Here is a 22,453-nt window from a genome sequence, read left to right on the forward strand (position 1 = left end):
TCAGAAGGGAGACCGGCATGCCGAAAGTGACCGACAACGAGGACGGCACCAAGACCTTCAGCGTGAACTCCAGCGAGCTGCGGGTCGTGAAGGAGCTCCTCGAGGGACAGGTCCCCGACCTCAAGAAGGTCGTGCAGACCCTGGAGGGGCCGTGGCTCAGGGAGAGCCTGAGCTTCATCCGGGCCGTCGTCGACTGAACCGGGGCGCGCCCCGCCGCCCTGAGCAACCGTACCGGCAGCGGGCCGGTCGGCCGGATCGCGAAAGGACGTAGTGGTGAGCGTAGTGGAAGCTTCGGGCGGCGGGCGGACCCGTTCGTCGGCGATATTCGGGATCCGGGCGGTGGCCTCGCTCGGCCTGCTGACCGTGCACGTGGCGATGTTCTCGGCGCTGCTGGGAACGCGGGAGTTCGAACCCGCCCAGCCGCCGAGCAACGTCGTCGGGGCCTTCTTCGTGAGCGGCATGCCCGCCTTCATCGGCGTGCTGTTCGCCCTGCCGGCGATGTTCTACTTCCGGCCGGTCGCCAGGGCGATCATCCGGGGCGAGCGGGCCCCCTCGCAGCGCAACGGCTTCATGCGCCGGATGCTCCGGTTGCTGCCCGCCTACTACGTCCTGTACGCGGTGATGCTGCTGACGCTGAACCGCGACGTCCTCGATGACGGCTGGTCCGCCCTGTGGCCCGCCCTGCTGCTCCACATCTACGTGCCGACGCCCTTCGAGGCCAACCCGATGAACGGCATGGAGGTCACCTGGAGCGTGCCGAGCATGGTCCAGTGGTACCTGGCGCTGCCGCTGGTCGCGTGGGCCGTGCAGGGTTTCGCGCGGCGGGGCGCGACCCCGGCGGCCCGCGCCCGGCGGCTGATGCTCCCGGTGCCGCTCCTGATGGGGATCGGTATCGCCTGGCTGTTCGTGGTGACCGGCCAGGGCTGGGACCACCGCATCATCTTCTGGTGGCCGCTGGGGTTCGCGCCGACCATCGCGGTGGGCGTCTTCATGGCCGTCCAGCTGGCCCTGGCCGAGGTGTCGCCCAAGGACACGCCGCGGCTGGTGCGGCTGGCGACCGCGCGCCCGCAGCTGTTCTGGCTCGCCTCGCTCGGCCTGTACGTGGTCAACTGCGTCCGGCCGTTCAGCGTCATCGGGATGGACGACTACTACTCGGTGTCCGGCCTGTTCATCGCCTACGTCATCGTCTCGCTGTTCGGGCTGACCGCGTCGCTGCCGCTGGTCGTGCGCGGAGCGCGGCGGACGTCGACCGAACGGGTCCTGGGCAGCGGGGTGCTGGCCTACCTCGGGAAGATCTCGTACGGCGTCTACCTGTGGCACATGGCCGCGATGCACTTCTACCTCCAGCCCGGCACCGTGTTCGGCGGCGAGGCAAGGACGCTCGACCAGCTGTACGCCAAGAGCGGCTTCTGGGCCCTGGAGGCCGCCACGCTCACCGGCGCCGTCATCCTGGCCTCGCTCAGCTACTTCCTGCTGGAACGCCCGATCATGAGATGGGCCGACCGCCGCTTCGCCGACCCCGGCCGCAGGGCCGTGCGTCCCGGCCCCGCCGGTTCCGTCGTCCCCCGGCCGACCGCGGCCGCGGCCCGCACGACGAAGGCGGCGCCTCCCGAGGACGTCGCGGCGAGCGTCGCGGCGGCGGTCGCCGACCGCGACGCCATCCGGTCGAACCTCGTCGACCTGGACCGCAGCCTGGGGCGGCAGCTGCTCGACGGCGCGGACCTGACCGGCCGCACCAGACGGGCCTGGGACGAGGCGGCCAGGGACCTGGCGACCCTGTGGGAGATCTTCAACGCGTACTCCGCGGTGGTGGACCAGGCGTCGCGGGGCCTGGACGCGTCCGGCCGGCCGCCCGAGACCGGCCCGGCCGGGATCGCCGAGCTGTTCGACGGCCCCACGGTCCTGGTCAGCGAGGAACCGCCCCCGCTCGCCCAGCGGCACATCACCGACGACGGGCAGCGGCGCCTCACCCCCGCGGCGGCGGTGGAGCGGATGAACGAGCTCTTCCGCGGCCTGGCCGAACTGGTCACCCACGTCGAGGCGGTCTGGAACGAGGTGACCGGGCGGCTGGACGACCTCCGCACGGACCTGGAACGGGTGCGGGTCCACTCGGACAACGGCGGCACGGCGCCGTCGGAGGCGGTCGCCGCCGCCCACGCCGAACTGGACCGCCTCCGCACCGCCCTCACCGCCGACCCGCTGTCCCTGTGGCAGGGGGAGCGGACCGACACGGCCGACCTGGATCGCCTCGCAGAGGCCATCGCGGCCCTCCACGAACGCGCCCGGCACCCGGCCGGGCACGACGGCGGGCCCGGTGACGCGGCCCGGCCCGCCGGAACCAGGTAGGAACGCGCCCGCGACCGCGGGCGCGCAGCTCCCGGAAAGGAAGTCATGCTCAAGAAACTGATCGGAGCGTCGGCGCTCGCCCTGGCGCTGGCGACGACGCTCCAGTCCCCCGCCACCGCCGACGCGTCGATGACGGTGACCCCCTCGACGGGCCTGACCGACGGCCAGGTGGTCCAGGCCGCCGTCAGCGGTCTGAACCCCGGCACCACGTACCGCCTCGGGCAGTGCGCGGAGGTCGAGCCCGGGAAGTTCGCGTGCAGCTTCCCGGACATCGTCGAGGGCCAGGCCGACGCCGGCGGGAACTTCTCGACACCGCTGACCGTCCGCGCCACCTTCCCGGGCGTCCTGTTCGACGGGACCGCCTGGGGCACGGTCGACTGCAAGGTTCACAGCTGCGAGGTCGGCATCGGTGACCTCGACCTGAACCACGCGGCCGACGTGCCGATCTCCTTCCAGTAACCGACGACGCGGCTTCCCGGCCGCGCGAACACCAGTGGCCGCCCGCGCCGGACTCTCGCAGCCCGGCGCGGGCGGCTCCGGCGTTGGGAGAAGGGCGCCGTCACACGCGTATGGCCGGGCCCAGGGGCCCGGCCATACGCACGTCGCTTCGAGCCGCCGCGCTAGGAGGCGCGGTGCCCGGGAGCGGGGGAGGAGTCGTCGAGCAGCCCGGCGGGCCGGCCGCGGCCGGCCGGCGACCGCCTGCTCCCGCGTCGCGAGGCGCGCAGCACGTCGCGCACCAGGCCGGGGCGCATCAGCGTCTGCGGCGGGTCGAGGAGACCCGCGACCCGGAAGAACGTCGCGGTGAACCTGCCGTCGTTCTGGGCCGCCTCGAGGAACCGCGCCATGTAGGCGTTGCCGAGCCTGACCTTCAGCGTGCGGGGCCCCTCGACCCCGGGGTACGCCAGGTCGGCGCTGGCCGAGGTCTCCCAGGCCACGTCGATGAACGGCTTGACCTCGCGGAAGAACCGCAGCGGCCGCGGCTCGCCCGCCGCCAGGTGCGCGGCGAGCGCGTGCGCCTCCATCGCGGCCAGCGTCATCCCCTGGCCGTACACCGGGTTGAAGACGCACAGGGCGTCGCCGAGCACCAGCAGCCCGGCGGGGAAGCGCCGCAGCCGGTCGTAGCGGCGGCGCACGCTGGCCGGGACCCGGAAGGAGGCGATGTCGCCCAGCGGCTCGGCGGTCCGCACCGCCTGGTAGATCTCGGGCGGCTGGAGCGTGGCGGCGAACCGGAGGAACCCCTCGTGGTCGCGCGGCGGATGGTCGCCCAGCATCCCGGTGAGCGACAGCAGGGCGATCCCGTCGGGGAACTTCCCGAAGAACGCCCCCCGCGGGTTCGCCGGCGAGGAGAGCGGGTTGATGGCGAGGGCGTCCCCGAAGGGGTCGCTGTCCAGCCTGAAGAACCGCGAGGTGTAGGCCAGGTCGATCTTGACCCTGTCCTCGGGGGGGCGCTCGTAGCCCAGCTCCTGGAGCCAGAGCGGCGTGCGGCTGCCCCGGCCGGTCGTGTCGACGACCAGGTCGGCCGCCAGCGTCTCGGGGGCCGGGCCGTCGCCCGCCAGCCGGACGCCGGTGACGCGGCCGCGGTCGGCGGAGGCCGTGAGTCCCTGGATGACGGTGTTCTCCCGGAACTCCACGTTGGGCAGCGCGGCGACCCTGGCCCGCACGTGGGCCTCCAGGTCGGGCCGGGCCGCCGAGACGCTCAGCGCGCCCGAGCGCGCCCGCCGCAGCGGCCGGCCGTCGAGGTACCAGCGGAGATCCCCCGCGACGTCGCCGGTGAGGACCCCGGCCGCGTCCAGTTCCTCCTGGAGGCCGGGGAACAGCTCCTCCATCGTCTGCTGGCCCCGGGCCAGCAGCGCGTGCGCGTGGCGGGCCTGCGGCACGCCGCCGCGGGCCCGGGTCACCCCGGTCAGCGTGTCCCGGTCGATCACCGACACCTTGCGGTACCGGTCCGCGAGGACGCGGCATGTCATCAGGCCGGCCATTCCTCCGCCGAGCACGACGGCGTGTTCTCCGAGTCGTTGGACCACGTTTCCTCCAGCCATTGTCGACCGCCTCCCAAATAGTGCGATCGGCGCAAAGGCGATGCATCTCTTGGAATGCGTTCAGCGCGAGGAGAACGTGGGGAATGCCGGCGGTCGCCCGCCGCCCGCGGGCCGGTCAGGCGGTGCCGTGCCCGCCCAGCGTCACCGGCACGGCGGCGGGCCCGTTCATGATGAAGGTCGGCTGGGGCGCCAGCCGGTCCCGTCCGGCCGCGAGCCTGATGCCGGGGAACCGGTCGAACAGGGCGGGCAGCGCGATCGCCGCCTCCAGCCGGGCCAGCGGCGCGCCCAGGCAGAAGTGGGCCCCGTGGCCGAACGACAGGTGCGTCTTGTCGGCCCGGGTGATGTCGAACAGGGCCGCCTCCTCGCCGTGCAGCGCCGGGTCGCGGCCGATCCCGGCGAAGCCGACGAGCACCGGGTCCCCCCGGGGGATCGTCACCCCGCCGACCTCGACGTCCTCGGTCGTGAAGCGGAACGGCAGGTGGGCGATGGGCGACTGCCCCCGCAGGGACTCCTCGACGACCTGCTCCCAGTCGACCTTCCCGGTCAGCACCAGGTCGAGCTGCTCGGGATGGGACAGCAGGTCGACGACCGCGTGGCACAGGAGGTTCATCACCGTCTCGGAACCGGCGCCGAGCATCAGGAACAGGGTGCCGACCAGTTCCTCGTCGGTGAGCCGCGTCCCGTCCTCGGCCGCGTCGACCAGGACGCTGGTCAGGTCGTCGCCGGGCTCCCGGCGCTTGGCCTCGACGAGCTCCCCGAGCGCCCGTTGCCACTGCTCGACGTTGGCCGCGGCCTCCTCCGGGGTGATCGCGGTGGTGGTGTTCACCTCGCCGCCGCGCAGCGCCTCGGCGCGGGACTCGGGCGGCACGCCGAACAGGTCGCAGACCACGCTCGCGGGCAGGGGGTAGGCGAAGCGCGCCTTCAGGTCGACGACCTCCCCGGGCGGGACCGCCGCCAGGTCGTCCAGCAGGCCGGTCGTGATCCGCTCGATCAGCGGCCGGGTGGCGGCGACCCGCCGCGGGGTGAAGGCCCGGGAGATCAGCCTGCGCAGCCGGGCGTGGTCGGGGCCGTCATGGGTGGTCATGTTGTCCATCACCACCCACGTGATCATCGGCCAGTCCGGCGGGATCTCGCCGTTCACGTACGCGGGCCAGTTCCGCGGGTCCTTGGTGAACCGCGGATCGGACAGCACCTTCCTGGCCAGGTCGTGGCCGATCACCGTCCATCCGGGGACCCCGCCCGGAAGCTCCACCCGGGCCACCGGGCCCTGGGAACGCAGTCGGGCGTTCTCGGCGTGGATATCCGTTCCGGCGCGGTCGAGGGTCACAGGGCATGTGCGTTTCACGACGAAACCTCCGAACGTGGTGGCCTATCACTGTAGGCAGGCGAGTAACGCCTGGCTTCTTCGAAATGGCGCTGGGAAACCGCTTCCTTCCGGACCGGTCGCGGCCCGGTCAGGGCGTGCGGATCGGCAATATGCGAGATGCCCCCGGTACGCCCCTCACCGAGGATCGAAGTGATCCGCGCGGGCGCCCGACGGATCGCCCGGTGAACGATCGAGAACCGATCCTCGGCCAAACGGAAGACCGTGAGGGAAAATGAGGGCAACACAAGAGGACGTCGTCGCTCGACTCGTCCGGGAATTCGACTACCACGACCCGGAATACACCCCGGAGGTGGCGGAGATCGTCAACAGCGAGATCCGCGAGCGCGCGGCGGTGACCTATTCGCCGGCGCACGGCGGCTTCTGGGTGCTGTCGCGCTACGAGGACGTCAAGGCGGCGCTGCGCGACTACGAGACCTTCAGCTCCGGTTCCGGCGTGCACTTCCCGCGCGCCGCGGGGATGCCGAAGTTCTCGCCGATCGACTACGACCCGCCCGAGCACCGGGTGATCCGCAAGCTCATGGCGCCGCCGATGGAGAGGGAGGCGCTGCGCCGGCTGGAGCCCGCCGCCGCCCGGCTCGTCGCCGACCTCGTGGACCCCCTCGTCCGGAAGGGCGAGGCGGACCTGTTCACCCAGCTGGCCCAGCCGCTCTCGATCGGCGTCCTGGGCCTGGCCATCGGGCTGTCGGACGCGGCCCAGCACCGGATCCGCGACCTGACGCGCAGCATGTGGAAGCGCCTGTCCAGGGACAGCGACGCCGAGGGCTTCTGGCCCGCCTTCCGCTCCCTGCTGTCGGAGGAGATCCGGCGGGCCCGCGAGAAGCCGGGCGACTACTACCTGTCCCACCTGGTCAACGCGCGCGTGGACGGCGAGCCGATCTCCGAGGACATGCTGTACTCGATCATCGTGTCGTACTGCGTGGCCGGGCACGACAACCCGATGAACTCGGCCAGCCGCCTCCTGTGGTACCTGGCCGGGCACCCGGAGCTGCAGGAGCGCCTCAGGACCGAACCCGAGCTCCGGACCGCCGTGGTCGAGGAGTCGCTGCGCCGGTGGTGCCCCGCCGACCGGCTGACCCGGGTGACCACCCGGGACGTCACGATCGACGGGGTGACCATCCCCGCCGGCTCCAGGGTCGTGCTGCTGTTCGACGCCGCCAACCGCGACCCCGCGAAGTTCCCCGCGCCGGACGAGTTCGACCCCGGCCGCGGGAACTCCCACCACCACCTGAGCTTCGGGTTCGGCATCCACCACTGCATCGGCGCGCAGCTGTCGCGGATGGAACTCCGGGCCACCCTGGACGAGCTCGCCCGGCGTCCGGCGTACGTCCTCACCGAGGAGCCCCGCCGCCACTTCGAGAACGGACGGCACATCGTCTTCTCCGGCATCCGCGTCCGGTTCGAGGCGCCGGACACCGGACCGGACGGGCAGGAGGGCTGAGCCATGGACGACCTCATCCCTCCGGGACCGGAGACCGAGCCGCCCGCCGCCGACGTCCTGGCCCAGATGGCCCAGGGGCTGCTGGTGTCGCAGACGCTCGTCGCGGCGGAGGACCTGGACCTGTTCACCTTCCTGTCGGCCAAGGGCGCGGCGACCGTGGCCGAGGTGGCCGCCGGCGTCGGCGTCGACGAGCGGCCGGCGGAGATCGTGCTCACCGCCTGCGCGGCGCTCGGCCTGGTGGAGCGCGACGGCGCGGGCTTCCGCAACACGCCGGTCGCCGACCACTACCTGGTGCGCGGCCGGCCCTACTTCTTCGGCGACTACATCCGGATGCTGCGGGACCACGCGTTCACCGGCTGGATGCGGGTCACCGAGGCCGTCAGGTCCAACCGCCCCAGCCGGTGGACCGCCGAGCAGCGCGAGGACATCTTCACGTCCGAGAACAGGGCCAAGCTGTTCTGGGACGGCCTGTACCCGCTCTCCGCCGTCACGGCGCGGGCGCTCGGCGAGGCCGTCGACCTCGGCGGCGTCACCAGGCTGCTCGACGTCGGCGGCGGCGGAGCGGCCTTCGACATCGAGCTGTGCCGCCGGTACCCCGGCCTGCGCGCCACCGTCTACGACCTGCCGCACGTGTGCGAGCACGCGGCGGAACGGATCGGCGCCGCCGGGCTGTCGGAGCGGGTGAGCCCGCACCCGGGCGACTTCTTCGCCGACGAGGAGCTGCCGGACGGCCATGACGCGATCCTGCTCTCCATGATCATGCACGACTGGGACGAGGCGCGTAACCGGGAACTGCTGGGCAAGTGCTTCCGGGCGCTGCCCCGCGGCGGCCTCCTGGTGATCAGCGAACTGCTCGTCGACGACGACCGGACCGGCCCGCTGGACGCGGCGCTGATGAGCCTGAACATGCTGGTCGCGACCTGGGGCCGCAACTACACGGCCGGGGAGTACGGCGACTGGCTGCGGGCCGCCGGGTTCGACGACGTGCGGACCGTGCGGTTCCGCGCCCCGGGGGCGAACGGCGCCGTGCTGGCCCGCAAGCCCTGAGCCCGGACGGCGGGCCAGGGGGACGACCTGTTCGGCGGGCCGCCCGCGCCGATGCGCGGGCGGCCCGCTTCGTGTCCGGCACCGGCCGCCGTCAGGTCTTGCGGTTCAGGGACCGGATGGACAGCGGCGCGAAGATGAGCACGAGCGCCACCGCCCACACGACCGTCCACCACAGCGGCGTGGCGACCGGCCCGCCGTTGATGAGCCCGCGGCTGGCCTCCAGCAGGTTGCCGACCGGGGTGTACTCGGCGAACTTCTGCAGCGCCGTGGGCATCGTCTCGACCGGCGCGAACGTGCCGCTGACGAAGTTGATCGGCAGCACCACGGCCATGCCGAAGACCTGCACCTGCTGGGCGTTCTTGGAGGCGACGCCCACCAGCACCGCCACCCAGGAGAAGGCGAGGGCGAAGAACAGCAGCAGCAGCGTGCCGGCGAGCATGCCCTGCACCCCGTTGCCCGGCCGGAACCCGAGCAGCAGGCCGACGGCGAAGACGAGGACGATGCCCCACAGCTGCATGAGCTGGTCGGCGAGGATGCGGCCGGCCAGCGGGGCCCAGCGAGCGATCGGCAGTGTCCGCATCCGGTCGAACACGCCCATCGCCAGGTCGGTGTTGAGCCCCTGGCCGACGTAGAGGGAGTTGAACAGCATGTTCATGGCCAGCATGCCGGGGATCATGAACTGCAGGTAGGTCTGCCGGTCCCCGTCGGAGGCGATCGACGCGCCGAAGACGTAGGTGAACAGCAGCGTGAAGATGATCGGCTGGAAGCTCTGGTCGGCCAGCTCCTGGGGGTTGTGCCGGACCTGGATGATCACGCGCCGGGCCAGCGTCAGGGTCTGCCGCAGCCCCTGGAGCGGGCCGACGCGCGGCGCGAGCTCGGGCAGCCGCGGAGCGGTCTCGATCGCGGCGGTCATGCCGACACCTCCTGTGGTGCGCCGTCCTGGACGGCCTCGGTGGACTCTTCGGCCCGGTGGCCGGTCAGCGCGAGGAACACCTCGTCGAGGCTCGACCCCCGCAGGGACAGCTCGGCGATGTCGACGTCCGCCTCGCGCAGGCGCTGGACGGCGGTCTGCAGGGTCTGGGCGTCGGCGGCCAGCGCGGTGACCAGCTGCCCCTGCACGTCGGGCTCCCGGCCCACGATCGCCTCGACCACCTCGGCGACCCTCGGGACGTCGAGCGGCCGGACGGGCTTGACCTCCAGCCGCTGCGCGCCGATCCGGGACTTCAGCTCGTCGGGGGAACCGGTGGCGATCACCTTGCCCTGGTCGATGACGACGATCTCGTTGGCCAGCGCGTCGGCCTCCTCCAGGTACTGCGTGGTCAGCAGCACCGTGACGCCGTCGGCGACGAGGGCGCGGACCATCTCCCACAGCTTCAGCCGGGAGGGCAGGTCCAGGCCCGTGGTGGGCTCGTCCAGGTAGAGCAGCCGGGGGTTGCCGACCAGGCTCAGCGCCAGGTCCAGACGCCGGCGCATGCCGCCGGAGTACGTCTTGACCTGCCGGCCCGCCGCGTCGTGCAGGTCGAACCTCGTCAGCAGCTCGTCGGTCTGCCGCTTGGCCTCGCGCCCCGACAGCCCGAGGAGCCGGCCGATCAGCAGCAGGTTGTCGACCCCGGTCAGGTTCGCGTCGACCGAGGCGTACTGCCCGGTCACCCCGATGAGTTGCCGCACCTTGTGCGCGTCCCGGACGACGTCGTGCCCGTACACGGTCGCCTTGCCGCCGTCCGGTTTCAGCAGGGTCGCCAGCACCCGCACCATCGTCGTCTTGCCCGCCCCGTTGGGGCCGAGCAGCCCGAGCAGGATGCCGCTTCCGACCTGTAGGTCGACGCCGTCGAGCGCGGCCTTGTCGCCGAAGCGTTTCACCAGCCCATCGACGTGAATCGCATGTTCCACCAAGGACTCCCTTCTGGTCGCACGTCGCCGTGCCACTGTGTCGACCCGGCGACTCCGCGAAACTCATCGCGACTTCTCGCGCGGGTTCTGACCGATCTGCTGACTGGCCGACAGAAGGGATCCATGCCGGTAGGGTTCCGCTGTCGGCCGGCTCTTTCGCGACGGTGGTTGCCACCGCTGGCGTATTGGTCCAGGGTCGGAACCGTGCCCCGTCGGCGATCTATCCCGGGACGTCGCCGATCCGTCCGCAAAACCGCTGATGAGGAGAGCACCATGCGCAAACTCTGTGCCGGCCTGATGATGTCGTTGGACGGCGTGGTGGAATCGCCCGACCAATGGACGGAGCAATATTGGGCGCCCGAAATGGCCGGGGTGATGGCGGAGGCGCTGGAGAGCGCCGACACCGTCCTGCTGGGACGCCGCACTTACCTGGAGTTCGCCAAGCTCTGGCCGGAACAGGGCGACTCCAATCCGATGGCCGCCTTCCTGAACGGGTCGCCCAAGTACGTGGCGTCGTCCACTCTCGACACCCTCGAATGGGAGGGTTCCACGCTGGTCGAGGGCGACGTCGTGGCGAAGGTGCGCGAGCTCAAGCAGCAGGAGGGGGGCAACATCCAGGTGCCCGGAAGCCCGCTGCTGGTCCGCTCGCTGCTGGTCGCGGGGGTGCTCGACGAACTCGCGCTCATGATCTTCCCGGTCGTGGTGGGCGGCGGCACGCGCCTGTTCGACGACGTCACCCGGTCGTTCGAGCTCACGCTCGCCGACGCCACCACCTACAGCACGGGTGTGCAGGGCCTGCGGTACGAGCCGGCCGGGAAGTAGGAAGGACCGCGCGCCCGCCGGCCGCCGGCCGCGGGCCCTCCCCTTCCGGACCTGGTCCGGGGCCGTTCCCCTCAGGGGGCGACGCCCCGGATCAGGTCGGCCGCCCTCTCGGCGATCGCGATCGTGGGGGCGTTGGTGTTGCCCCGGACCAGGTCCGGCATCACCGAGGCGTCGACGACCCGGAGCCCGTCGACGCCCAGGACGCGCAGGTGCCCGTCGACCACCGTGCCCATCGCGCAGGTGCCCGCCGGGTGGTAGAGCGTCTGGGTGGCGCGGCGCACGTAGGCCCGCAGGTCCGCGTCCGACTCCGAGGCCGGGGCGTCCATCAGCGTCTGCGTGAACGGCTTGAGCGCCTTCTGCCTGGCGATCTCCAGCACGACGCGCATGCCCGCGACCGCGACCTCCATGTCGGCGGAGTCGGCGAAGTAGTTGTGCTGGATGACCGGCTTGGCCGTCGGGTCCTCCGTGGCGATCGTCACGCTTCCCCGGCTCCGCGGCTTCAGCACGCCCACCCCCACCGACAGGGCGTGGGCGGTCGGCGCGCGCAGGCCGCCCTCGGCGAACATGATCGGCCCGGCGAGGAACTGGACGTCGGGGACCTGCGCGCCGTCCGTGGCGCGGACGAACCCGCCCGCCTCGGCGATGTTGGACGACAGCGGGCCGCTGCGCTCCCGCTCGTACTGCAGCGCGTACTGCGGCTCTCCGGCGATCAGCAGGCTGATCGGGCGGTCGTGCGGGAAGATGAGCAGGGTGTGCGGGTGGTCCTGGAGGTTCTGGCCGACGTGCGGCTGGTCGATCCGGACCGGGATGCCCAGCGGGGCCAGCGCCTGCCCGGGACCGATCCCGGACAGCATGAGGAGCTGCGGCGAGTTGTAGGCGCCGGCGCTGAGGATGACCTCGCGCTCGGCGCGGATCTCGACCTCCTCGTCCCGGTGGGTGCCGGCGATCCCCACGGCGCGGTCCCCGTCGAAGACGACGCGGTGCGCCTGGAACCCGGTCATGACGGTGAGGTTCGGGCGGTCCAGCGCCGGGCGCAGGAAGCCCGCGGCGGTGCTGCAACGCCGCCCGTCGCGCTGGGTCACCTGGTAGAAGCCGAAGCCGTCCTGCTCCGCCCCGTTGAAGTCGTCGTTGGCGGGGAAGCCCGCCTCGACGCCGGCCTGGATGAACGCCGCGGTCATCTCGTTGCGCGAGCGCCCGTCGGAGACGCCGAGCGGTCCGCCCGCGCCGTGGTATTCGGAGGCGCCGCGCTCGTTGTCCTCCGAGCGCTTGAAGTAGGGCAGCATCTCCCGGTAGCCCCAGCCGGGCGTGTCCCATCCGTCGTAGTCGGCCCGGTGGCCGCGGATGTAGACCATGGCGTTCATGGAGCTGGACCCGCCGAGCATCCGTCCGCGCGGGAGGTAGACGCGGCGGCCGTCCAGGAAGGGCTCGTCGAGGGTGTCGTAGTCCCAGTCGAGGCGGGTCCGGAACAGCCGGCCGAACGCGGACGGGAGGTGGATGTTCGGTGAGGTGTCGGCCGGGCCCGCCTCGAGCAGGCAGACCTTCGTGTGGGGGTCCTCGCTCAGCCGGGCCGCCAGGACGCACCCCGCGGAGCCGGCACCGACGATGACGTAGTCGTACATTCGCTGTCCTCTTCGACCTGTTGGAGGGATCGTCGACGGGTCCGGCGGCCGGTGCGCGGACGTGCCGGGCGCCGGCCGGGGTCATCGAGGCCGCAGGCCGCCGTCACCGTCCAGCCGGGCGAGCACCTCGGTGATCGCCCGGGTCGCCCGCGCCGCGTCGTCCCGGTCGAGCACCAGGGGAGGGGCCAGGACGATGGTGTTGCCGTAGTCGCGCGTGATGACCTGGTGGACGTCGCGCAGCTCGGCCGTCGCGGCGCCCGCGCCGGCGAACAGCGGCTCGCGGGTGTCGCGGCTGACGACCAGCTCGATGCCGACCATCGCCCCCACCACCCGGATCTCGCCGACGTGCGGCAGCTCCGCGGCGGACGCCAGGCCGTCGCGCAGCCACTCACCGACCTGCCGGGCCCGGTCCACCAGGCCCTCCTTCTCGATCAGGTCGAGGTTGGCCAGCGCGATCGCGCAGGATGCCGCGTGCCCGAAGTAGGTGAAGCCGTGCGCGAATCCCTGGTCCTCGGTGATCCCGTCGCCGATGTCGGTGCGCATGAGCACGGCGCCGAGGGGCGCGTACCCGCTGGTGAGGCCCTTCGCCATGACGATCATGTCGGGCGCCATGCCGCGCCGGGCGGAGTCGAACCAGGCGCCGGTCCGGCCGAAGGCGGTCACCACCTCGTCGGCGATCAGCAGGATCCCGTGCCGGCCCAGCAGCTCGCGGACCCGGGGCCAGTAGTCGTCGGGCGGCGGGACCACCCCGGCGCCGCCCATCACGGGCTCGCCGATCATCGCGGCGACCTTGTCCGGGCCGATCCGCGCGAGGGTCTCCTCCAGCTCCCGCAGCAGGAAGTCGGTGGGGTCCTCCCCGCCGTACATCTCCCGGTGGTAGGGCAGCGGGGGCGTCACCTTCTCGAAGTTCGGCAGGAACGGACCCGCGCCGAACTGGAGGTGGTCGAAGCCGCTGGCGCTGCCGGCGCCGTAGGTGACGCCGTGGTAGCCGAAGCGGCGGGAGATGATCCACGTCCGGTCGGGCTCCCCGCGCCGGCTGTGGAACAGCCGGGCGGCCTTGATCGCGGTGTCGACGCCCTCGGAGCCGCCGTTGGTGAGGAACACCCGGTCCAGGCCCTCCGGGGCGAGGTCCGCGATCCGCGCCGCCAGCAGGATCGACTTGTCGTTGGAGTACACGTCGAAGCTGGTGAAGTACTCCAGCTCCGACGTCTGTCGGGCGGCGGCCTCGGCCAGTTCGGGACGTCCGTGGCCGACCTGGGCCAGCCAGTTGGCGGCCCCGGTCATGTCCAGGTACCGGGTGCCGTGGGCGTCCCAGACGTGGCACCCCTCGCCGCGGACCATGACGTGCCGTTCGTGCTGGGCGGCCCGCTGGTGCGGATGGATCAGGTGCCGCCGGTCCAGGTCCTCGAGTTCGGCCGCGGACATCGACTGCGTCCGCGCCGTGGAAGCGATCGTCACGAATCCGTTCCTTTCGTCTCCGGCCATGGGACCGAATCGAATGATCAGCACAACCGAATGGATTTCCGCCGCTCTGAAGGTACTGCGATCGCCCCCGCGGGCCTTCTCGGTAATTGCTCGATATCCGGGGCGGCCCGAAAACGCGGGACGGCCGGCGGTCCCGCCTGGTCGGAAGGGGAGGAAGCGGGCCCTATACCCGTCACCGCAATCACGAAGATGCGGGCCCGGCGGGCGGGCACTGAAATGAACCCGGAACGGAGCGGCTAGGAGGAGCGCAGCGATGAACAGCCGGATGGGAAACCGCGCGGTGGTGCTGGGCGGCAGTATGGCCGGGCTCCTCGCCGCCCGGGTACTGGCCGAGTCCTACGCCGAGGTGGTGGTCGTCGACCGCGACCGGCTGCTCGGCGTACGCGAGTCACGGCGCGGGGCGCCGCACACGGTGCACGCGCACGGCCTGCACGCCCGCGGCCATCTGATCCTCGAGGAGCTGTTCCCGAACTTCACCGCCGAGCTGACCGAGGCCGGGGTGCCGACCGGCGACCTCGGCGAGATGCGCTGGTACTTCAACGCCAGGAAGCTCCGGCCCGCCCGCACCGGGCTGCTGTCGGTCACCGCCCCCCGCCCCGTGCTGGAGGACCACGTGCGCGGGCGGGTGGCGGCGCTGCCCAACGTCACCTTCCTCGAAGAGCACTCCGTCCTCGGCCTGGCGGCCACGGCGGACGGCGGGCGGATCACCGGGGTGCGGGTGCAGCGGCGGCTCCGGGAGGACGGGGACGGCGGGGAGGACGTGATCGAGGGCGACCTGGTGATCGACGCCAGCGGTCGCGGCTCGCGCGTTCCCGCGTGGCTGGAGGAACTCGGCTACCAGCGGCCCGCCGAGGAACGGGTCAAGGTCGACCTCGCCTACACCACCCGGCATTACCGAATGCGCCCGGAGATGTTCGACGGCGTTCAGTCCATCAACCCGGTGGCCTCTCCGGCGCATCCCCGCGGCGCGTTCTTCGGTCAGGTCGGCCCCGACAAATGCATCCTGTCGCTGACGGGAATTCTCGGTGACCACCCTCCGACCGATCCGGAGGGTTTTCTCGAATACGTGCGCTCGCTGCCGGTTCCGGACGTGTACGAGGCGGTGCACGACGCCGAACCGCTCGACGAGCCGGTGCGTTTCCGGTTCGCCGCGAGCGTGCGGCGCCGCTACGAGCGGCTGACCCGGTTCCCCGACGGGCTGCTGGTGCTCGGCGACGCGTTCTGCAGCTTCAACCCGGTGTACGGCCAGGGGATGAGCGTCGCGGCGATCGAGGCGATGGCGCTGCGCGACCAGTTGCGCCGGGAGCCCCGGCCGTCCCCGCGGCCGTTCCTCGCCCAGGTCGCGCGCGTCGTCGACGCGCCGTGGGAGATCTCGGCCGGCGGAGACCTGGACTTCCCGGGCGTGGAGGGCCCCCGCACGGTGAAGGTGCGGATGGGCAACGCCTACATGGCCCGCCTGCAGTACGCCGCGACGAAGGACGCCGCGGTCACCGACGGGTTCATGCGGGTCGCCGGCCTCATCGACCCGCCCACCGCGCTGATGCGCCCGTCGATGGTGGCGAGGGTGCTGCGGCACGCCGTCCGCCGTCCACCGGCGGGCGAGTCACGGTCGCCGGACGGCCGGAGCGGCCCGGTCCGCCAGCCCTCGCGCTGACCCGGGACGCCCCGGGATGCGCGTGCGCCACGGTTCTGCGGCCGTCTTCGGAGTGTTCGCCGCCTACGGGGCCCTGTGGGGTCCCTACCTCGCGCTCATGCCGGAGGTGCGGCGCGCCACGGGCGCGGGGGAGGCGCAGTACGGCGCCGCGCTGCTCGTGGGAGCGCTGGCCACCCTGCCCACGATGTTCGTCGCGGGGCGGCTGGTCGACAGGTGGGGACGCCGCATGGTGCCGATCTTCATGATCGGGTTCGCGGTGCTCGCGACGGCGCCCCCGTTCGCCGGCTCGGTCCCCGAGCTGTTCGTCGCCGTCACGTTGTTCGGATGCGGCTCGGGGGCGTGCAACGTGGTCGCCGTGGCCTTAGCCTCCGCCGTGGAGGCCGGCTCGGGAGAACGGATCATGAACCGGGCGCACGCGCTGTTCCCGGTCGGCCTGCTGACGTGCAGCCTTCTCACCGGAGCCGTCCGCACCGCCGGGATCTCCGCCGAGGTCGTCGTGGTGGGCTTCAACTCCGCGGTGGCGGCGAGCGTGCTCCTGTGGGGGAGGACGGCCCTGCCCGTGAGCTTCGCCCCGGCCGGGCGGAGCCGGGACGGCCGGCGCGGCGGGTGGCGCGGCCTCGGCCGCGCCGCCCTGCCGTTCTGCGCGCTCGCCGCGCTCGCCCTGGTGGTGGAGAGCGGGGTGCAGCAGTGGAGCGCGGTGTTCCTGACGGACGTCGTCCGCGCGCCGGTCGGGCTCTCGGCGGCGGCGCCGGGCGTCTTCGCCGCGGCGATGGCGCTCGGCCGGTTCGGGGGGCACTGGCTGTCGGGCCGCGCCTCCGACCGGACCGTGCTGCTGGCGTCGGGCGGCCTGGCGGCGTTCGGGGTCCTGGCGCTGGCGGCCGCCGGGGGCCCCGCGTCCGCCCTGGCCGCGACCGCCATGGTCGGCGCCGCGATCTCGGTGGCCCCGCCCACCGCCTACGGCCTGATCGGACGCGGCGCCGCCCCGGAGAACCGGGGCGCGGTGCTGGGTTCGAGCACGTCGCTGGCCAGCATCGGGCTCCTGCTCGGGCCCGCCCTGGTGGGCTGGTTCGCCGCGTGGCTGGACCTGCGCACCGCCATCGCGGGGCTGGCCCTGGTCGCGTTCGTCGTCTCGCTGCTCGCCCTGAACGTTCCCAGCCGTTCCGAACACCCATGAAGCGGAGGACAGGACCATGGTCGACGCCACGAGAGGGCGGGGAGGCGCGGACTTCGTCGAGGGCCGGTGTCCCCGGCATCTGGTCGGACGGTTCCCGGTGGCCGAGGGGCGGACCGTGACCCTCCTGCGGGAGGCCGACGGTGTCGGGGAATGGCTGGTGACCGGGTACGAGGCGGGCCGCGCGGTGCTGCGGGACCCCCGGTTCGCCCGGGGCCCGTCGGCCGGGCTGCGCCGGCCGCGCGGTCCCGCGGCGAGGATGTCGGTCACCGACCTCGACCCGCCCGAGCACGGCCGGATCCGCCGCCTGGTCGGCAGGGCGTTCTCGCCCCGCCGGGTGGCGGCGCTCCAGCCGCGCGTCGAGCGGATGGCGGAGGTGCTCCTCGACCAGCTCCACGTGTCCCCCGCCACCGGCGACCTGCTGCGGGACTTCTGCGTCCCGCTGACCTTCGGCGCGCAGTGCGAGCTGCTCGGGGTGCCCCCGGCGCGCCGTGAGGTGATCTTCCAGTGCGCGACCGAACGGCTCGGCCCGCCGGAGGCCGGCCCGGCCGAGGTCTACCGCGGCGAACTCCGGCTGCACGCCGCGGTCGTGGAGCTGCTCGCCGACCGCGAGGAGCCCCCGGCGGGCCTGCTGGGCGAGCTGGTCGCCGCCCACCGGGAGGGCGGGCTGGGCGGCTGGGACGACCTCACCGGCCTGGCCGCCTCGCTGTTCTTCGACGGGCACGCGCTGGCCGCGGCGCAGATCGCCAACGCCGCCCACCGCCTGCTGTCCAGCCCCGCCCTGGCGGAACGGCTCCGCGCGGACCCCCGGCTGCTCGACGGGGTGGTGGAGGAGTCGCTGCGGCACAGCCCCGCGGTCACCCTCAGCATGGCCCGGACCGCCACGTCCGACGTCGAGGTGGACGGCGTGCGCATCCGCGCGGGCGACCAGGTGAGCGTCGCGCTGCCGGTGGCCAACCGTGACGGGACCGTGTTCGCCGACCCGCACCGGTTCCGGACCGACCGCGCGTCCGGCGGGCATCTGGCGTTCGGGCACGGGGCCCACTTCTGTCTCGGCGCCCATCTGGCGCGGGTGGAGATGCGCGTGGCGCTCGGCGCGCTGGTGCGAAGGACCCCGCGCCTGCGCCTCGCGGTGCCCTCGGCGGATCTGGGATGGTGGGTCTCCTCCAGCAGGAGGAGCCTGGTCTCCCTGCCGGTGAGGACGGAGCCGGTCTCCTGGCGGCGGTCTCCCGCCGCCCACGGCGCGGTGCTGTGAGCTGCCGCCCCCGGCCCGGTGCGCCCGCAAGGCTCCGCACCGGGCCGGGGACGGCGGTCGGCGGCTCAGCGCCCGTCCGCGTCACGCACGGTGCGGGCGAACTTCCGCACGTCCTGGACGAAGTCCGCGGGCCGCTCCATCGCGGCGAAGTGGCCGCCGCGGTCGAACTCGGTCCAGTGCACGATCGTCTTGATGTCCCGCTCGGCGAGCCTGCGCACCGGCAGGTAGATGTCGCGCGGGAAGACCGCGACCCCGACCGGCACGGTGACCGGCGGCGGGGCGATCCCCGAGGCGGCCATCCGCATCCCCTCGGCGCCCTCGTAGTACAGCTGCGCCGAGGAGCCCCCGGAGGCGGTGAGCCAGTAGAGCGTCACGTTGGTCAGCATCTGGTCGCGGTCGACGGCGTCCTCGGGCGCGTCCGTGGAGTCCGTCCAGTCCTTGAACCGCTCGACGATCCAGGCGAGCTGGCCCACGGGGGAGTCGGTGAGCGCGTACGCCAGCGTCTGCGGCCGGTTCATCTGCAGGGTCATGTAACCCGACAGCTCCGCGTTGAACCTCGCCATCAGGTCCAGGCGGGCGCGGTCGCCGTCATCGAGCTCGGCCAGCGAGGAGGGGTCCTGCGGCGGGTAGGTGAGCAGCATGTTGACGTGCACGCCGAGCACGTGCCCGGGGTCCGACCTGCCGAGCTGCAGGGAGATCACCGCGCCGGCGTCCCCGCCCTGCGCGAGGTACCTCCGGTAGCCGAGCCGCTCCATCAGCTCGCTCCAGGCCCGCGCGATCCGGACGGCCTCCCATCCGGGGCGGAGCGGCTGGGAGAACCCGAACCCGGGGATGGACGGGGCCACCACGTGGAACGCGACCGCGGGGTCCAGCCCGTGCGCGCGGGGGTCGGTCAGCGGACCGATGACGTCGGCGAATTCCACGAACGATCCGGGCCAGCCGTGCGTCAGCAGCAGCGGAATCGCGTCCGGCTCCGGGGAGCGCCGGTGCACGAAATGGATCTGCGCGCCGTCGACTTCCGTGATGAACTGCGGGAGGTCGTTCAGCCTCGCCTCCGCCTGTCTCCAGTCATAGTCGTCGCGCCAATAGCGCACGAGTTCCCGGAGATAGTCGACGGGGACCCCGCGTTCCCATCCCGCCGCGTACCCGTCCGGCCAGCGGGTCCGCGCGAGTCGCTGCTTGAGATCGTCAATGGCTCCCGATGGGATCTCGATGCGGAACGGCCGCATTCCGTCCTCCTTCGCGCGGTCGGGGAACCGGGACGGCATCCATTGATCGAAAGGATTCGCCACCGGCCGTGTCAACTACTGAATCGTCCGTCCGGGGCGGGGGGAAGCGCATCTTTTCGAGTGCGCTTCCAGGGATTTGACCCGGCCGAGAAAAGCATTCTTTGATAAATGTCGAGCAATGTGGGAGACAGGTGCGGGGGCCCGCCGGGCGGCCGCCGCCCGCCGGGCCCGGGACGGGGAAGACGGCCCGTTCGAAGAAGACATCGCCATGGCCGCGATGCAGGCTCGTAACCGAAACCGCCGCGATCTGGGTTCGGGTCGCGTGACGCGCCGAGCCGGATGGAGTTGGTCCGATGTTGGTGAGCGTGACCGGCGGGACGGGGTTCCTGGGGGCCCATACGGTGTCCTCGCTGGTGAGGCGGGGACACCGCGTCCGGCTGCTGGCCCGGGACGAGGGACGGGTCGAACCCGCGCTGGGGCCGCTGGGAGTGGACCGCTCCGCCGTGGAGGTGGTGGTCGGCGACGTCACGGACGAGGCCGCCGCCGGGCGCCTGGTGCGCGGGGCCGACGCCGTGCTGCACGCCGCCTCGGTCTACTCGTTCGACAGCAGGCGGCGCGCCTCCATGCGGCGGACCAACGAGCGGGGCACGGAGGTCGTGCTCGGCGCGGCCCGGCGGCTGGGGGCCGATCCGGTCGTCCACGTCTCGACGTTCGGCGTGCTGGAGCCGGACGGCGGGCGGCGCGTCCGCGCGGACGCGCCGGTCGGGCGTCCCCGCGAGTGCTACCTGTCGACCAAGGCGGCGGCCGAGCGGATCGCGCGGCGCCACCGGTCGCGGGGCGCGCCGGTGGTGATCACCTATCCGGCCGCCCTGCTCGGCCCGGACGACCCGAAGCTGGGCGACCAGACCGCCCGGCTGCGCGACGCGTTGCGCGGCCTGATGCCCATCTGGCCGCTCGGCGGATTCCCGGTGGGGGACGTGCGGGACGCGGCGGAGTTCCACGCGGACCTGTTCGACGCCCCCGGGAGGGGAGCGGAACGGCTCCTGGTCCCGGGGCGGCACATGTCCACGAGGGAGTACGTGGCCACCCTGCGCCAGGTCACCGGGCGCCGCCTGCCGACCGTGTTCCTCCCGGCCCGCGCGGTGGTCCCGGTCGGGCTGCTCACCGACGCCGTGCAGCGCGTCTGGCCATGGCACATTCCCGCCGAGTACGGCGCCGTCCATGTCAGCGGCCGTGACCTGCGCGTCGACGGGGAACCGGGGCCGCGCCCGGTGACCGAGACCTTCGGGGACACGGTGCGCTGGTTGCACCGGGCGGGGCTGCTGTCGGCCCGGCAGGCGGGCCGGGCGGCCGAGCCTCCTTCGCGGGCTCTCCAGGAACGACGGGAACAGGGGAAGGTGAGGCGGTGAGCGCGCCGGAGGTCGATTTCGTCCCGGTCCCGGTACCGCGGCCGAACGGTCGGCGGCCCGCCGGGCCGGAGCAGGCGCAGGACGGCCGGGGACGGCAGGCCGCCGAGCCGGCGCCGCCGATGCGGGGGCTGCGCGCGCGGAACGACGAGCTGCGCGCGCGGGTGGTCGCCGGGCAGGCGGAGGCGATCGAGCGGCAGCACGGGCTGGGCAAGCGGACCGCCCGGGAACGGCTCGAACTGCTCCTGGACGAGGACTCGTTCGTCGAGCTGGAACCGTTCCGGCGGCATCAGGCGCACGGCCTGGGGATGGAGCGGAAGCGCCCGCACACCGACGGCGTCGTGGTGGGCTCGGGCACCGTCCACGGCCGCCGGGTCTTCGTCTACGCCCAGGACTTCACGGTCTTCGGGGGCTCGCTGGGGGAGGCGCACGCCGCCAAGATCCACAAGGTGATGGACCTGGCGCTGGACAACGGGGCGCCGCTGATCGGGCTGAACGACAGCGGCGGCGCGCGCATCCAGGAGGGGGTGATGGCGCTCAACGGCTACGGCGGCATCTTCCACCGCAACGTCCGGGCGTCCGGGGTCATCCCGCAGATCAGCGTCATCCTGGGGCCGTGCGCCGGGGGAGCGGCCTACTCCCCGGCGCTGACCGACTTCACGTTCATGGTGCGGGACACCGCGCAGATGTACCTGACCGGGCCGGAGGTCGTCGAGGCGGTGAGCGGGGTCCGGGTCACCCACGCCGAGCTGGGCGGCGCCGACGTCCACGGCGAGCGCACCGGCGTGGCGTCGTTCGTCTACGACGACGAGGAGACCTGCCTGGAGGAGGTCCGCTACCTGGTCTCCCTGCTGCCGGGCAACAACCTGGAGCCCGCCCCCTCCGCCGGGCGGTGCGGGGCGGCCGACGACGAGCGGCCGGAGCTGGCCGAGATCGTCCCGGTCGAGCCCAACCGCCCCTACGACATGCGGGCGGTGATCGGCGAGCTGGTGGACGACGCGGAGTTCATGGAGGTCCACGAGCACTGGGCGCGCAACGTGATCTGCGCGCTGGCGCGGATCGACGGCGAGACCGTGGGCGTGGTGGCCAGCCAGCCGATGGTGCTGGCCGGGGTGCTGGACGCCGACGCGGCGCAGAAGGCGGCGCGGTTCGTGCGGTTCTGCGACGCGTTCGGCATCCCGCTGGTGACGCTGGTGGACGTCCCGGGTTTCCTGCCGGGCGTCGACCAGGAGCACGCCGGGGTCATCCGGCACGGCGCGAAGCTGCTGTACGCCTACTGCGAGGCGACCGTGCCGCGCGTCCAGGTCATCCTGCGCAAGGCCTACGGCGGCGCGTACATCGTCATGGACTCCCGGTCCATCGGGTGCGACCTGTCGCTGGCCTGGCCGACCAACGAGATCGCCGTCATGGGGGCCGAGGGGGCGGTGAACGTGCTGTTCCGCAAGCGGCTCCTGTCCGCCGCCGACCCGGACGGGCTGCGCGCGGAGCTGGTGGCCGAGTACTCCGAGCAGCTCATGCACCCCTACCACGCCGCCGAGCGGGGACTGGTCGACGACGTGATCGATCCGGTGCGGACCAGGGCCGCCGTCGCGCGGGCGCTGGAGATGCTGCGGAACAAGCGCAGGAGCCCGCCCCAGCGCAAGCACGGCAACACGCCGCTGTAGG

Annotated in this window: 18 protein-coding genes; 11 read left to right on the top strand and 7 right to left on the bottom strand. The window is 72.8% G+C overall.

The features are described 5' to 3' along the window. Positions 1-17 precede the first annotated feature (17 nt). From HNR61_RS23115 to HNR61_RS23125, 3 genes are all read left to right on the top strand, one after another. Positions 18-197, top strand: coding sequence for a hypothetical protein (locus HNR61_RS23115; protein WP_157419786.1), 180 nt, complete (start codon positions 18-20; stop codon positions 195-197). A 76-nt stretch (positions 198-273) separates the two neighbouring features. Further along, positions 274-2,346 (top strand): acyltransferase family protein, encoded by a 2,073-nt coding sequence (locus HNR61_RS23120; RefSeq protein ID WP_182845297.1) that lies wholly within the window; start codon positions 274-276, stop codon positions 2,344-2,346. A 45-nt stretch (positions 2,347-2,391) separates the two neighbouring features. After that, complete coding sequence (locus HNR61_RS23125) at positions 2,392-2,805, top strand: enediyne antibiotic chromoprotein (RefSeq protein ID WP_182845298.1); 414 nt, start codon at positions 2,392-2,394, stop codon at positions 2,803-2,805. A 161-nt stretch (positions 2,806-2,966) separates the two neighbouring features. On the opposite strand, the gene HNR61_RS23130 is transcribed toward HNR61_RS23125, so the two are convergent. Continuing rightward, positions 2,967-4,385 carry an FAD-dependent oxidoreductase gene (locus HNR61_RS23130; RefSeq protein WP_182845299.1) on the bottom strand — a complete coding sequence of 473 codons (1,419 nt, stop codon included), beginning with the start codon at positions 4,383-4,385 and terminating at the stop codon, positions 2,967-2,969. Between the two features lie 115 nt (positions 4,386-4,500). After that, positions 4,501-5,730: a cytochrome P450 family protein gene (locus HNR61_RS23135; RefSeq protein ID WP_182845300.1), complete on the bottom strand. Its 1,230-nt coding sequence runs from the start codon at positions 5,728-5,730 to the stop codon at positions 4,501-4,503. A 253-nt stretch (positions 5,731-5,983) separates the two neighbouring features. Between HNR61_RS23135 and HNR61_RS23140 the strand changes: the two genes are divergently transcribed. Beyond that, the gene (locus HNR61_RS23140; protein WP_182845301.1) at positions 5,984-7,210 is read left to right on the top strand and encodes a cytochrome P450; all 1,227 of its coding nucleotides are present in this window, start codon (positions 5,984-5,986) and stop codon (positions 7,208-7,210) included. 3 nt (positions 7,211-7,213) lie between these two features. Further along, on the top strand, positions 7,214-8,257 hold the full coding sequence (locus tag HNR61_RS23145) for a methyltransferase (RefSeq protein ID WP_182845302.1): 1,044 nt from the start codon (positions 7,214-7,216) through the stop codon (positions 8,255-8,257). A 91-nt stretch (positions 8,258-8,348) separates the two neighbouring features. Here HNR61_RS23145 and HNR61_RS23150 read toward each other — a convergent pair whose 3' ends face one another. Together HNR61_RS23150 and HNR61_RS23155 are read right to left on the bottom strand one after the other, a co-directional pair. Then, positions 8,349-9,170 carry an ABC transporter permease gene (locus HNR61_RS23150; RefSeq protein WP_182845303.1) on the bottom strand — a complete coding sequence of 274 codons (822 nt, stop codon included), beginning with the start codon at positions 9,168-9,170 and terminating at the stop codon, positions 8,349-8,351. Beyond that, complete coding sequence (locus HNR61_RS23155; protein WP_182845304.1) at positions 9,167-10,147, bottom strand: ATP-binding cassette domain-containing protein; 981 nt, start codon at positions 10,145-10,147, stop codon at positions 9,167-9,169. Before HNR61_RS23155 ends, HNR61_RS23150 begins: the two co-directional genes overlap by 4 nt. Before the next feature lie 273 nt (positions 10,148-10,420). Here HNR61_RS23155 and HNR61_RS23160 point away from each other — a divergent pair, with 273 nt between their 5' ends. Continuing rightward, positions 10,421-10,969: a dihydrofolate reductase family protein gene (locus tag HNR61_RS23160; RefSeq protein ID WP_182845305.1), complete on the top strand. Its 549-nt coding sequence runs from the start codon at positions 10,421-10,423 to the stop codon at positions 10,967-10,969. A 71-nt stretch (positions 10,970-11,040) separates the two neighbouring features. Here HNR61_RS23160 and HNR61_RS23165 read toward each other — a convergent pair whose 3' ends face one another. Next, the gene (locus HNR61_RS23165; RefSeq protein ID WP_182845306.1) at positions 11,041-12,588 is read right to left on the bottom strand and encodes a GMC family oxidoreductase; all 1,548 of its coding nucleotides are present in this window, start codon (positions 12,586-12,588) and stop codon (positions 11,041-11,043) included. An 81-nt stretch (positions 12,589-12,669) separates the two neighbouring features. Continuing rightward, positions 12,670-14,046 carry an aminotransferase family protein gene (locus tag HNR61_RS23170; RefSeq protein ID WP_312898045.1) on the bottom strand — a complete coding sequence of 459 codons (1,377 nt, stop codon included), beginning with the start codon at positions 14,044-14,046 and terminating at the stop codon, positions 12,670-12,672. A 280-nt stretch (positions 14,047-14,326) separates the two neighbouring features. On the opposite strand from HNR61_RS23170, the gene HNR61_RS23175 reads away from it, so the two are divergent. From HNR61_RS23175 to HNR61_RS23185, 3 genes are read left to right on the top strand one after another with little or no spacing between them, the layout of a single operon-like run. Beyond that, positions 14,327-15,727, top strand: a complete 1,401-nt coding sequence (locus HNR61_RS23175) for an FAD-dependent oxidoreductase (RefSeq protein ID WP_182845307.1) — start codon at positions 14,327-14,329, stop codon at positions 15,725-15,727. 22 nt (positions 15,728-15,749) lie between these two features. Further along, positions 15,750-16,901 (top strand): MFS transporter, encoded by a 1,152-nt coding sequence (locus HNR61_RS23180; RefSeq protein ID WP_220509698.1) that lies wholly within the window; start codon positions 15,750-15,752, stop codon positions 16,899-16,901. Between the two features lie 16 nt (positions 16,902-16,917). Then, positions 16,918-18,153 (top strand): cytochrome P450, encoded by a 1,236-nt coding sequence (locus tag HNR61_RS23185; protein WP_182845309.1) that lies wholly within the window; start codon positions 16,918-16,920, stop codon positions 18,151-18,153. Between the two features lie 65 nt (positions 18,154-18,218). Here HNR61_RS23185 and HNR61_RS23190 read toward each other — a convergent pair whose 3' ends face one another. Beyond that, positions 18,219-19,382, bottom strand: a complete 1,164-nt coding sequence (locus HNR61_RS23190; protein WP_182845310.1) for an epoxide hydrolase family protein — start codon at positions 19,380-19,382, stop codon at positions 18,219-18,221. 353 nt (positions 19,383-19,735) lie between these two features. On the opposite strand from HNR61_RS23190, the gene HNR61_RS23195 reads away from it, so the two are divergent. Next, positions 19,736-20,791: an NAD-dependent epimerase/dehydratase family protein gene (locus tag HNR61_RS23195; protein ID WP_182845311.1), complete on the top strand. Its 1,056-nt coding sequence runs from the start codon at positions 19,736-19,738 to the stop codon at positions 20,789-20,791. After that, complete coding sequence (locus HNR61_RS23200; protein WP_312898046.1) at positions 20,788-22,452, top strand: acyl-CoA carboxylase subunit beta; 1,665 nt, start codon at positions 20,788-20,790, stop codon at positions 22,450-22,452. Before HNR61_RS23195 ends, HNR61_RS23200 begins: the two co-directional genes overlap by 4 nt. Position 22,453 lies beyond the last annotated feature (1 nt).

Source organism: Actinomadura kijaniata, from assembly GCF_014138665.1.
GTDB classification, from domain to species: Bacteria; Actinomycetota; Actinomycetes; order Streptosporangiales; family Streptosporangiaceae; genus Spirillospora; species Spirillospora kijaniata.

Excerpts from the sequence above, each read along its gene's own strand:
- HNR61_RS23165 (WP_182845306.1), bottom strand. The coding sequence starts at position 12,588 with ATGTACGACTACGTCATCGTCGGTGCCGGCTCCGCGGGGTGCGTCCTG.
- HNR61_RS23150 (WP_182845303.1), bottom strand. The coding sequence starts at position 9,170 with ATGACCGCCGCGATCGAGACCGCTCCGCGGCTGCCCGAGCTCGCGCCG.
- HNR61_RS23125 (WP_182845298.1), top strand. The coding sequence starts at position 2,392 with ATGCTCAAGAAACTGATCGGAGCGTCGGCGCTCGCCCTGGCGCTGGCG.
- HNR61_RS23190 (WP_182845310.1), bottom strand. The coding sequence starts at position 19,382 with ATGCGGCCGTTCCGCATCGAGATCCCATCGGGAGCCATTGACGATCTC.
- HNR61_RS23145 (WP_182845302.1), top strand. The coding sequence starts at position 7,214 with ATGGACGACCTCATCCCTCCGGGACCGGAGACCGAGCCGCCCGCCGCC.
- HNR61_RS23185 (WP_182845309.1), top strand. The coding sequence starts at position 16,918 with ATGGTCGACGCCACGAGAGGGCGGGGAGGCGCGGACTTCGTCGAGGGC.
- HNR61_RS23160 (WP_182845305.1), top strand. The coding sequence starts at position 10,421 with ATGCGCAAACTCTGTGCCGGCCTGATGATGTCGTTGGACGGCGTGGTG.
- HNR61_RS23115 (WP_157419786.1), top strand. The coding sequence starts at position 18 with ATGCCGAAAGTGACCGACAACGAGGACGGCACCAAGACCTTCAGCGTG.
- HNR61_RS23140 (WP_182845301.1), top strand. The coding sequence starts at position 5,984 with ATGAGGGCAACACAAGAGGACGTCGTCGCTCGACTCGTCCGGGAATTC.
- HNR61_RS23130 (WP_182845299.1), bottom strand. The coding sequence starts at position 4,385 with ATGGCTGGAGGAAACGTGGTCCAACGACTCGGAGAACACGCCGTCGTG.
- HNR61_RS23195 (WP_182845311.1), top strand. The coding sequence starts at position 19,736 with ATGTTGGTGAGCGTGACCGGCGGGACGGGGTTCCTGGGGGCCCATACG.
- HNR61_RS23175 (WP_182845307.1), top strand. The coding sequence starts at position 14,327 with ATGAACAGCCGGATGGGAAACCGCGCGGTGGTGCTGGGCGGCAGTATG.